The sequence below is a fragment of the Singulisphaera sp. GP187 genome, assembly GCF_900129635.1.
GTDB lineage: Bacteria > Planctomycetota > Planctomycetia > Isosphaerales > Isosphaeraceae > Singulisphaera.
Window position 1 is genome coordinate 4,162,954 of the sequence record NZ_FSRB01000001.1, and the last position, 12,090, is coordinate 4,175,043.

Genomic DNA, 12,090 nt, shown 5'->3' on the forward strand with positions numbered 1-12,090 from the left:
TTGCCGCCCGCATTGGTGGCTATTCTTCCGCGTCGGCGGCTCCATCCTCCTCATCGAAGGGGTCGGGTTCGGGAACGGTCAGGCCCGGGTCGAACCAGGGGTAGATGACGGGCAAGACGATGAGCTTCAGGAACATGCTGGTGATCAGGCCGCCGATGACGACCGTGGCCAGCGGCCGCTGGACTTCGGCCCCGGCGCCGTGCGAGAACGCCATCGGCACGAAGCCGAGGCTGGCGACCAGGCCGGTCATCAGGATCGGCCGGAGCCGCGACATCGATGCTTCGCGGACGGCGTCACTGACCGGCCGGCCCGCTTCGATCAGTTGGCGGATGGCCGCGACCAGCACCAGGCCGTCGAGCACCGCCACCCCCGAAAGGGCGATGAAGCCGACGCCCGCCGAGATGCTGAAGTTCATCCCGCGCAGCCAGAGCGACATGACACCGCCGATCGCCCCCAGCGGCACCGAGATGAAGATCAAGAGGCCCAGCTTGATCGAGCCGAAGGTGGCGAACAGGAGCAGGAAGATCAGGGCCAGCGCGATCGGCACGACGATCATCAGCCGGCGCGTGGCCGACTGGAGATTCTCGAACGTGCCGCCCCACTCCAAAACATAGCCCGAGGGGAGTGAAACCTTCTCGCTGACCTTCTTCTGCGCTTCGGCCACAAAGCCGGCCAGGTCACGGCCCCGGACATTGACGGTGATCATCACTCGCCGCTGCCGGTTCTTCCGCCAGATCTCATAAACCCCCTCCTCAAGCTTGATCTCCGCCAGATCCTCGAGCGGAATCATTCGCCCTTGCGGGTCGGTGATCATCAGCCGGCGGATCGCCTCGACGTTATCGCGGTACTCGGCGGTGAACCGAACCTGCATCGTGAACCGGCGCTGGCCTTCGACGACCTGCCCGACGTTCTTGCCGCCGACCGCCTGGATCACGTCGAGTACGTCGGCCGCGTTGATCCCGTACCGGGCGATCCGCTTGCGGTCGATCGCGATCTGCATCGCCGGCAGTCCGAGGACTTCCAGGGCCTTGACGTCGGCCGCCCCGGGCACCCCGTTCAGGACCCGGGCCATTTCTTCCGCCTTCTCCTGGAGGATTTTGAGGTCATCGCCGTACAGGCCGATGCCCACATCCCCCTTCACGCCGGCCAACATGTCGCTGAACCGGAGCTCGATCGGCTGACTAAAAACGACGGTGGTCCCCGGCAGCACCTTGTGGGTCAAGCGATCGATCTGTTCGATCAGCTCTTCCTTCGACGTGGCCTTCGTCCACTCCTCGGGCTCGGCCAGATAGACGTAGCTCTCCGTCGTGTTCACCGCCGCGGGGTCGAGGCCGATCTCGGGCCGTCCCGAGGCGCTAATGATGGTGCGAATCTCTTTCGGAAAGGCCGCCTTCAACTCCTTTTCGAGCCGGGTCGTATCAATGGCCGCCTCGGTGAGCGACGCGTCGGGGGGGCGGGTCAGATCGAGTACCAGGTCCCCTTCGTCGAGCTTGGGGATGAACTCGCCCCCCAGGTTCATCGCCACCGGGACCGTCGCACCGAGCATCAGCAGGACCCCGAGCGTCACCAGCAAGGGGCGAGTCTGGGCCCATCCCAGCATCGGCTTATAGATCCACTTGGCAATGCGAACCACCCAGGTGTCACGTTCCGACAACCCTGGTTTCAGGAAGTAGGAGGCCAACACGGGCGTCGCCGTCAGCGACAGGAGCAGCGAGCCGGTCAAGGCGAAGATGAGGGTCGCGGCCATCGGCCGGAACATCTTCCCTTCGACCCCCTCGAGCGCCAGGAGCGGTAGGTGGACCAGGGTGATGATGCCGACCCCGTAGACGACCGGCCGACGGACTTCGAGCGTCGCCCGGCGCACCACGTCGACACCGCGTTGGTCGGGCCGGGCATGGGCCAGGTGGCTCACGCAATTCTCGATGACGATCACGGCGCTATCGACGATGAGGCCGAAGTCGATCGCGCCCAGGCTCATCAGGCTGCCGGCGATGCCGAAATAGAGCATCAGGTTGCCGGCGAAGAGCATCGACAACGGGATCGCCAGGGCCACGATCAGGCCCGCCCTCAGGTTGCCCAGCAACACCAAGAGCACGACGATGACGAGGATCCCCCCTCGGCCAGGTTCCGCGCCACCGTCCCAATCGCCTTGTTGATCAACGTGGCTCGGTCATAGTATGAGTCGATGACAACGCCTTCAGGCAGGCTCTTGCGGATCTCGTCCAGCTTGCTTTTCACCCGCTCGACGACCACCCGGCCGTTCTCGCCGGCCAGCAAGAGCACGGTGGCCGTGACGACCTCACCGCGGCCGTCGCGCGTGACGACCCCCTGACGGATCATCGGCGCGAACTTGACCTCGCCGACGTCTCTGACGTAGATCGGGGTTCCGCTCGAGGTCGTGTGCAACACGATCTCCTCGATGTCCTTCAGCGAGCTGACGAGTCCTTGGGCGCGGATGACCCGGACCTGCCCGTTGCGCTCGATGTAGCCGCCGCCGGAGTTGCTGTTGTTCCGTTGCAACGCCTCGAAGACCTCGGTCACCGAGATCCCGCGCGCGAGCAGCCGCTTGGGGTCGAGCTGGACCTGGTACGTCTTCAACTCGCCACCAAACGTATTGACCTCGATCACTCCCGGCACGCTCAGGAGCGGCCGGGCCACCTCCCAATCGAGGATGGTCCGCAGGTCCATCAACGATCGCGGCGGCTTCGCGTCCGGAGCGTTCTTGACCTCGAACAGATAGATCTCGCCCAAACCCGTGGCGATCGGCCCCATCCCGGGCGAGCCAAAGCCTTCGGGAATCTCTTCACGGACCTGCATCAGCCGTTCGTTGACCAGTTGGCGGGCCCAGTAGACGTCGGTCCCTTCCTCGAAGACGATCGTCACCGAGGAGAACCCGAACTGGGTGATCGAGCGGACTTCCTTGATCCGAGGGATGCCGTTCATCGCGTTCTCCACGGGAACGGTGATGAACTGTTCAACCTCCTCGGGGCCCAGCGCGGGCGCGTCCGTCAGGGCGATGACCTGCACGTTGGTGATATCGGGCACGGCGTCGATCGGAAGACTCATCAACGAGTACACTCCCGAGCAGGCCAGGCCCAGGAGGATCAGGAGGACGAACCCCCGATTCTTCAGCGACGATTGGATCAGCTTGTCGAACACAAAGACTCTCCCGAATACGTGACGATTAGTGCCCGGCGCTCGCCAACTGGACGGAGAGAGCTTTGAGTTTGTACTCCCCTGCGATGACGACCTCATCCCCCATTGCCAGGCCACGGCGAATCGTGACCAGATCGCCACGCGGGGGCTCGGCGTCGACCTCACGGCGAACGAACCGGTCGGCACTCGTCTTCACGAACACGAACGTGCGGTTCCCCTCGTCCAGGAGCGCGGAGGCAGGGATCTGAACGGCGGCCTTCTTGCGTGGGCTCAGGATCTCGACCTCGACGAACATGCCCGGCTTGAGCAGACGGTCGGGGTTCATCGCCTTCGCCAAGAGCTTGATCGATCGGCTCTTCTCGTCAACCAGGTCGCCCGAGTAGATCACCGTCCCCTCGAACTCACGATCGCGGTAGGCGGGCGAGCGGAAGCGAATCTCGCTTCCCTCGTGGCTGCTGGCCAGCAAGTCGAAGTCCCCTTCGTGGACGCTCGCCTCGATCCAGACCGAGGACAGGTTGGCCATCGTGAAAATCCGGTGCGTGATATCAACGGCGACCCCCGGGACAATCATCTCGCGATCGAGAATGGTGCCATCGAACGGCGCCCGGATGGAATAGGTACTGACGGGGGCTTCCCGGCTGTTCTTTCCAGCTTCATGCGAAACGCCGACCGACTTGACCGCGACCTGATTCTCTACCTTGGTATCCGTCACGACCGGCGACTCGTCGACCTTGGAGTCTTCCGGGGCCGGCAAGGTGCCGTCGGCCGTATCGACGACTTTGGCGCCCTCTCCCTCGGGTTCGGTGCCATCGGGCTTGACTCCGAAGATCCTCAGTCGCTCCTCGGCCGTGCGGACCGCCGTCTCGGCCTGACGTTTGGCCTGGCGTGCCCGGGTATTCGCCAGCTTCGCTTCAAAGCCGGTCTGATCCATGAGGCTCTGGTAGGTCGCATGGGCCACCTCGTAGCCGGCGGTCACCTCCTGGAACTGCTTGGGAGTGATCAGCTTCTGAGCGTTCAGCTCGCGGTTCCGCTCGACGGTGGCGATGGCCAGACGATACTGGGCGTACGCCGTCATCAATCGCTCCCGGTCGTCTCCCACGGCTCGATCCGTGAACCGACTCTGAATCACTTCCGGGCTTTCGCCCTTGCGCAAGAGACCGATCAGCTCATTGGTGTTGCGGTAAACCATCTCCTCCCAGTCGGCCTGAGCCCTGGCAATTTCCAACTCTTGCAGTCTTGTATAGAGTTCGAGCCGGGCCTCACCAACGACCGGGCTGTCAATCGTCGCCAGCAGGTCTCCCGCGTGTACGAACTGTCCGACGTACGCGTTGACCGTGCGAACCACCCCCGCGGCGCGGGGCGTGATGTAGGCGTACTGAGACTCATTGGGAGCCACCTGTCCGGGCGCGGACAAAACATGGGGGACGGTGCCCGCCATGACCTTCGCCGTCCGAAGCCCGACGACCTTCTGCTGCTCTTCGCTAAACAGAATTTCCGAGTTCCGCGCCCCCTTGCCATGGACCTCCGACTCCGCCGGCTTGGAATCAACCTGGACTCGCAACGGTGCCTGTTCTGCCGTTCGGGCCCGTGCGGGCGGCCGAAAAACAAACACAATTGCTCCGATAACGAGCACTCCAAAAACCAAGATCAGAACGGCAGCAGGGTAACGAACCCACTTCATGGGGGAGAACGTCATGAGAATTTCACCCAAATCTGGAAAATCGAACCGGCGCCCCACGGCGGATCTCGGATAAACACCGGTCAATTCAGAATTCAAAGGCATCTATCATGCCATCTCATCCCGATTACCCGAAATTCATGTCGACCCAAGACGAGGAGCCAGGACGGTCGCCCGGTTCTACCTCAATCGTGCAGAGGCACCGCAATCGCGCTCACGGCCAAAGGAAAGCCGATCGCACCATCGCGCGGATCAATCGATCAGGCGAACGTCGCTTGATCGACCTTGGATTCACGGTTTATGTGTGGGCGGGCCGCGACGAAACGCGTCGGTTGCGGACCTCTTACGAGGCCGCCTTGAACGGCTCTTGAAGCTCGGGAGAGCCCCAACGAGCGCTCATATCATCCGAGCCACAACCGCGGCCAATCAACGGGTGGCTCCCCCAACGCATCAAGCGACGTCAGGGGGAACCGAGGTCAAGGCGCAAAGACGCGCGCCGGGAGTGGCGATCAACAGCGGAGTTGACCGAGCGATTGATAGAGGTAGCGGTCAATCGAGCAGGTGGGAGAGCCACTCGAGAGGAAGGGACGGAGGATCGAATCGGCTGGAAGAGCAAGCGAGAGCAGGAGCCGCACAATCGTCCGCGGCTTACCTCGGCTCTGAACCAAGTGGGTGGAAACCGGCCGGCTCTTGTGGTGTGGCCAATTGCAAACGCGAAAAATCAGCGAACCCGGCGCGGCACGCTCCACCCATTGAGGCCGGGTCGAAACCGGAGCAACCAGGGCTTGGCTCTGAAAAACGCCAAACACAAATCCAGGGCAAGCCGGCCGATCCGACCGAAGTGGCCGAAGCGCAACGGGAGCGGTAATCGCCCGAGCGATCAGCAAGAACAACACGAGTCGGGAAATCAAAGCCGACATCGCCAACTTTCACTCGCCGGACGCCCGGACACTCGAAGTCACTTCGCCAATAGACATAATACGAGTCGAGTCAATCTTGGGTCAACCCGCCGATGCCTTCCCCAATCGCCTCCCCCTCGCAACGGCCCCAAAGGGAAAGCATCGGGGCAGACTCCCGTTCTCAAGCGAATGTGCCGAGTGACTCCCACCGTTCCCGCTCGCCCAAGCCCGAATCAAGCCGCCGGATTATTTCCCCAAAAACCCTCAAGTCACCCAAACCGCTCAGACGATAGAGACCAACGACAAGCCTGGTTAGAGCGTGGCCCGATGCCCGGCGATTCGACTCGCCGGGGTCAAGTCCAGCCGCCTTTTGAGGACCGTCGACGCGGACGAATCCCACCGCGTTGCCTGCCGAAATGTTCGCCGGCCGTAGCAGCCTGAGTACGACACCCTGATTTCGCTGGCCGAAACGCCGCTTGAAGTGCCCGCCTTGGACCGACTTGCGGCGTCGGCAGGATCGACCCAACGATGACCGAGCTCCTCTTGAAGATCGCGCTGCTTGCTGCGCTGACTCATGGCATTCGTGCCCTGGGCCGGATCGCGGGCCCGCAACGAGGTAGCCTTTTGCTCGGGCTTCCGAGCACGACGGCCGTCGCACTCATCGCTTGCGGCCAGGCCAGTGGGATCGGCGGCGCGTCGGAAATGGCCGAGGCGAGCCTCTCCGGCTTGGTTGCGGCCGTGGCGCTTCCCTTGGCGTTCGCGCAGTCGATCGCGCTGGGCCGTCGGCTCGCCTGGTCGGTCTTGGCCGCCGTTTTCGTGTACCTCGCGGTGGCCTGGGGCTCGGTGCTCGTCCCCGACTCCGGGCCCGCCGGACGGCTCGCGATCGCCACGATCGCCGTCTTGGCGGCCTGCCGTTGCGCCAGGTGGATCGCGGTCTCCGAAGGCGAGCGAACGACGAACGGGCCGTCGCCAGTCCACTGCCTGCTGCTTCGCACAGTGGTTCCGGCCGCCTGCCTGGTGGCCGTCACGGGACTTCGCGAACACACCGGAATTCGCTGGGCGGGGCTCTTCAGCACCTTCCCCGGCATGACTCTGGCGGTCCTGGTCGTCACCTACCTCGAGTCGAGCCCGGCCGAGGCGGGCCGGATGGCGAAGTCGCTTCCCTCGGCCAACCTCGGAATGGTGGCCTTCATCGGTGCCTTTCGATTCGGCTGTCCGACGTTCGGGCTGGGGTGGGGAACCCTCTGCGGATACGCCTTGGCCACCCTCACCCTGCTCGTCGTGGCAGGGCTGTCCCCGCGGCCGAACCTCAGGGCGACGAATCGAGTTCGGGTCGTTCGGCTCAGGGGGAAGGCGCGGACGCGCACGGTCTCGCTCGGTGCCCCCTTCACCAGGACCAACCCTCGCCCTGGGTTCGCCGCCTTGCCACGAGGCGGAAGGCCGGGGCCATGCCGGAGGCTCTCGCCGCTCGTCGAGCCGATCGGCCTCTGAGCCGACGGGGCGTCGAACCGCAACAATCGCCCCCCTTGTGCCTGATCCCCTGGGGACATGATAATTTGAGGTGACGGTCCTTCCACCCAACCTCCCGCCCTCACCGAGCCCCGATCTCGCATGAGAGCTCAACAGACTCCAGCCGTTCGTCATTGGCTCGACACCTCGGTTCGACGGCGGGGTTCCACATTGGCCCTCGCCCTGTCGGTCGTCCTGAGCGTCGTCACCACTACCGGAACGGCCGCCCCTCCTCCGGCGTCGGTCGACTTCAGCCGCGACGTCTTGCCAATCCTCTCGGACAAATGCTTCCGCTGCCACGGCCCCGACCCGGGGACCCGGAAGGCGGACCTGCGCCTCGACCGCGCGGAAGATGCGCTCCGGAAAAAGGATCCGGTGATCGTGCCGGGGCAGAGCGAAGCGAGCGAGTTGATCGTGCGGATCAAGAGCGACGACGCTGAGGAGACGATGCCTCCGCCGAAGTCGAACCTCAGTTTGAATGCTCGCGAAGTCGCCATTCTCGAGCGCTGGGTCGAGCAAGGGGCGGAGTGGGGCAAGCACTGGGCGTTTGTCGCGCCTCGGCGCCAGGCGGTCCCCCAGACCAAGCATCACGATCAAGCGCGGAATGGAATCGACCTCCACGTCCTCGCCCGGCTCGAGCAGGAAAACGTCACCCCCGCCCCGGAGGCGACCCGGGAAGCGCTGATCCGTCGGGTCACGCTCGACCTCACCGGCCTGCCCCCCACCCCCACGGAGATCGACGCCTTTCTGGCCGACCCCGCGCCCGATGCCTACGAACGCGTCGTGGATCGACTCCTCAACTCGCCCCGCTACGGCGAACGGATGGCGACCCACTGGCTCGACCTGGCTCGCTATGCGGACACGCACGGATACCAGTCGGACCGCTACCGCGCGATGTGGCCCTGGCGCGACTGGGTGGTCCGCGCGTTCAACGGCAACCAACCGTTCGACGCGTTCCTGACCTGGCAGCTCGCGGGGGACCTCTTGCCCCAGGCCACCAAGGAGCAACGGCTCGCCACCGCCTTCAACCGCCTCCACATGCAGAATGAAGAGGGGGGCGTGGTCGAGGAAGAGTTCCGCGTGGCCTACGTCGTCGACCGCGTCAACACGATGGCAACCGCGTTCCTCGGGCTCACGTTCGAATGCGCACGCTGCCACGACCACAAATACGACCCGATCACCCAGCGCGACTTCTATTCACTCTACGCGTTCTTCCAGAACATCGACGAGTCGGGGCAGACCTCGTTCTTCACCCCGGCAATGCCCGTCCCCACCCTGCTCCTGTCGGATGACGCCACCGACCAAAAAATCGCCGATCTGGACCGACGGATCGCCGTCCAGGAGGTGGAACTGCGCTCGCTCCGCGACCCGGCCCGCAGCGATTTCCAGGCATGGTTGACGGCCAAAAAATCCCAGGAACCGCCTCGGCCAACGCCGGTTGCCTCGTTCGCCTTCGACGCAATCCAAGGAGGTAAGCTGGCCAACACGGCCGATCCGAGCAAGCCGGCGAACGCCTCGGAGGAGCCGGCGCTGGTCGCCGGCAAGACGGGGCAAGCGGTTGAGCTCAACGGCGAAAACGGATTCACGTTTCCAGGGGTCGGCCATTTTTCACGCGTCGATTCGTTTTCGATTGTCCTGAACCTCCAGGCGCCGGCCCGCGCCCCTCGATTCGTTGTGCTCCACCACAGCAGGGCGCCGATCGATGCCGGCAGCCGTGGCTATGAGATCTTGCTTGAGGAAGGACGTGTGGCCGTCGGCCTTCATCATATGTGGCCGGGCAACGCGCTCAAGGTCGTGACCAGGGAGCCGATCCCAACCGGCCCTTGGGTCCACCTGGCCGTGACCTACGACGGCTCGAGCCGGGCCAACGGGATCCGCATTGATGTGGATGGGGTGGCCGCCCCGCTTGAGGTCATCCGGGACGGCCTGGTCAAGGACATTACCTATGAAGGGGGCGAGCCCGACCTGGCGCTCGGGTTCCGGTTCCGCGACAACGGGTTCAAGGGAGGGCGCGTCGATGACTTGCAGATCTACCCGCGCGCGCTCAGTCCGCTCGAAGTCGCCCACCTGGCCGGGCGCAACGACCTGACGGCGGCCTGGTCGACCCCGAGCGCTCAGCTCACGGCCGGCCAGCGCGTGGGTCTGCTGGACCTCTACCTCGCCAGCGTCGATCCGGAGGCCCAAAAGCAGGTGGCCGAGCTGCACGCGCTTCGACTCGAGCAGAGCCGGCTCGTCAACCCGATCCCCGAAGCGATGGTCATGAATGAGCTGCCCAGGCCGAAGCCCGCGTTCGTCCTCAAGCGCGGGGCGTACGACGCCCCCGGCGATCCCGTCGCGGCGGGCACACCGGCCGCGCTCCCCTCGTTCCCGAGCGACGAACCGCGCAACCGGCTCGGCCTGGCGCACTGGCTCTTGAGGCCCGATCACCCGCTTACGGCTCGGGTCACGGTCAATCGGCTCTGGCAGTTGATGTTCGGCACCGGAATCGTGGAGACAAGCGATAACTTCGGCAGCCAGGGAGCCCAGCCAAGCCATCCCGAGCTGCTCGATTGGTTGGCGCTTGAATTCGTCGATTCGGGGTGGGACGTCAAGCAATTGCTTCGGCTGATGGCCACGTCCTCCACCTATCGGCAATCGTCGAAGACGAGTCGTGACTTGCTGGCACGCGACCCAGAGAACCACCTGCTGGCGCGCGGCCCTGCCCGCCGCTTGACCGCCGAGATGCTGCGTGACCAGGCCCTGGCCTCGAGCGGCCTGCTGACCGAGTGGCGCGGAGGGCCGAGCGTCAAACCGTATCAGCCCGACGGACTCTGGGAAGTCGCCATGGGCAACAACCGCTACGACCAATCGAAAGGTCCTGATCTCTATCGCCGCAGTCTCTATACGTTCTGGAAGCGAACCGTCCCGCACCCCGCGATGATCGCCTTTGACGCGGCCGAGCGCAACGTCTGCGTCGTGCGCCGGCAGAGCACGAGCACCCCCTTACAAGCCCTGACGCTCCTGAACGACGAGCAGATCGTCGAGGCCGCGCGGCACCTCGGGCAGCGAATGCTCAAGGAAGGGGGCACAAGCGACGGCGAACGCGTCGCCTGGCTGTTCCGGCTCATCACCGGACGCCGGCCCGTCGCGCGCGAAGTCGCCGTTCTCGAGCAGCTCCTCGGCGAACAACGTGCGCTTTTCGGCTCGGAGCCCAAAGCGGCTCAAGCGCTGCTGGCCGTCGGCGAGACGAAAAGCGACCCGGCGATCGACCCGGTGGAACTGGCCGCGGCCACCGTGCTGGCCGAGGCGATCCTGAACCACGACGAGGCGGTGCTCCGCCGCTGACAGCAGCAACCACAATAAGGCGAGCGGAAAGGGGAAGGCCTCGTGAACTGCCACAACATCGATTTCGGAATGAGCCGCCGCGACTTCTTTGGCCGGTTCGCCCTGGGCCTCGGTGGGGCCGCGCTCGGGTCCTTGCTGGAGCGGGACGCGACCGCCGCCGCTGCCGCACCCAGTCCGTTTCGAGGAATCCTGTCCGCCCCTCACCACGCGCCTCGGGCGAAGCGGATCATCTTCCTGTTCATGAGCGGCGGACCGTCACAGCTCGACCTGTTCGACCACAAACCCCTGCTCAACCGGATGAACGGCCAGGACCTTCCGGACAGCGTCCGCAACGGTCAAAGGCTGACCGGGATGTCAGGGAACCAGGCGAGCCTCCCCCTGGCAGGCTCGATCTTTTCATTCGCCAAGCACGGCCAGGCCGGTTCCACGGTCAGCGAGTTGCTCCCCTGGACGGCGAAGGTCGCCGACGAGCTCTGTTTCGTGAAGTCGGTTCATACCGAGGCGATCAACCACGACCCGGCGATCACGTTCTTCCAGACCGGTTCGCAACTCGCCGGCCGGCCCAGCATGGGCTCCTGGCTCAGCTACGGGCTCGGAGCCGCCAACGAGAACCTCCCCGCGTTCGTCATCCTGATCTCGAAGGACCGGATCGATCAGCCCCTCTACGCGCGGCTCTGGGGGAACGGGTTTCTCGCGAGCATTCATCAAGGAGTGCAGTTCCGGAGCGGCAAGGCCCCGGTGCTCTACCTCGACAACCCGGCCGGCATCAGCAGCGCGGGGCGGCGGAAGATGCTCGACCGCCTCGCCGAGCTCCACGCCATCCAATATGAAGACCTGGGCGACCCTGAGATCAACGCACGTGTCGCGCAGTATGAGATGGCCTACCGGATGCAAACCAGCGTTCCCGAGGTGATGGACGTCGCCAGCGAACCCGACCGTGTTCTCGACCTGTACGGTCCCGAGGCGAAGCAACCCGGCACGTTCGCGGCGAACTGCCTGCTCGCGCGGCGGATGGCCGAACGCGACGTGCGGTTCATTCAGCTCTACCACCCTGGCTGGGACCACCACGGCGGCCTCCCGGGCGGGATCCGCCGCCAGTGCCGGGATGTCGACCGGGCCTGCCACGGCCTGATCACTGACCTCAAGCAGCGCGGCTTGCTCGACGAAACGCTCGTGGTCTGGGGCGGTGAATTCGGGCGCACCAACTACTCGCAAGGCAAGCTCACCGCCACCAATTACGGTCGCGACCATCACCCGCGCTGCTTCACGATGTGGCTCGCCGGCGGAGGCATCAAACCCGGCACCACCCTCGGCGCCACCGACGACTTCGGCTACAACGTGGCCGAAGACCCGGTCCACGTCCACGACCTCCAAGCCACAATCCTCCACTTGCTGGGCATCGACCACGAGAAGCTGACTTATAAGTTCCAAGGACGCTACTACCGGCTGACCGACGTCCACGGCCAGGTCATGAAGCCGATGCTGGCCTGACCCGACTGACAAGCAAGAGGAAGGAATCCCGCG

Annotated in this window: 4 protein-coding genes and 1 pseudogene; 3 read left to right on the plus strand and 2 right to left on the minus strand. The window is 64.7% G+C overall.

Translation table 11 applies throughout. The features are described from left to right. Positions 1–19: 19 nt before the first annotated feature. Both BUS42_RS16085 and BUS42_RS16090 read right to left on the minus strand, forming a co-directional pair. Positions 20–3,255, minus strand: a pseudogene (locus BUS42_RS16085) (efflux RND transporter permease subunit). Next, positions 3,185–4,717, minus strand: coding sequence for an efflux RND transporter periplasmic adaptor subunit (locus BUS42_RS16090; protein ID WP_254053552.1), 1,533 nt, complete (start codon positions 4,715–4,717; stop codon positions 3,185–3,187). The pseudogene BUS42_RS16085 and the gene BUS42_RS16090 overlap by 71 nt, the downstream one beginning before the upstream one ends. A gap of 1,544 nt (positions 4,718–6,261) precedes the next feature. Here BUS42_RS16090 and BUS42_RS16105 point away from each other — a divergent pair. From BUS42_RS16105 to BUS42_RS16115, 3 genes are all read left to right on the plus strand, one after another. Beyond that, positions 6,262–7,224, plus strand: a complete 963-nt coding sequence (locus BUS42_RS16105; protein ID WP_074307892.1) for a hypothetical protein — start codon at positions 6,262–6,264, stop codon at positions 7,222–7,224. A gap of 120 nt (positions 7,225–7,344) precedes the next feature. Then, the gene (locus BUS42_RS16110) at positions 7,345–10,566 is read left to right on the plus strand and encodes a DUF1553 domain-containing protein (protein WP_074307894.1); all 3,222 of its coding nucleotides are present in this window, start codon (positions 7,345–7,347) and stop codon (positions 10,564–10,566) included. Positions 10,567–10,608: 42 nt separating this feature from the next. After that, on the plus strand, positions 10,609–12,057 hold the full coding sequence (locus BUS42_RS16115) for a DUF1501 domain-containing protein (RefSeq protein WP_074307896.1): 1,449 nt from the start codon (positions 10,609–10,611) through the stop codon (positions 12,055–12,057). Positions 12,058–12,090: the final 33 nt, after the last annotated feature.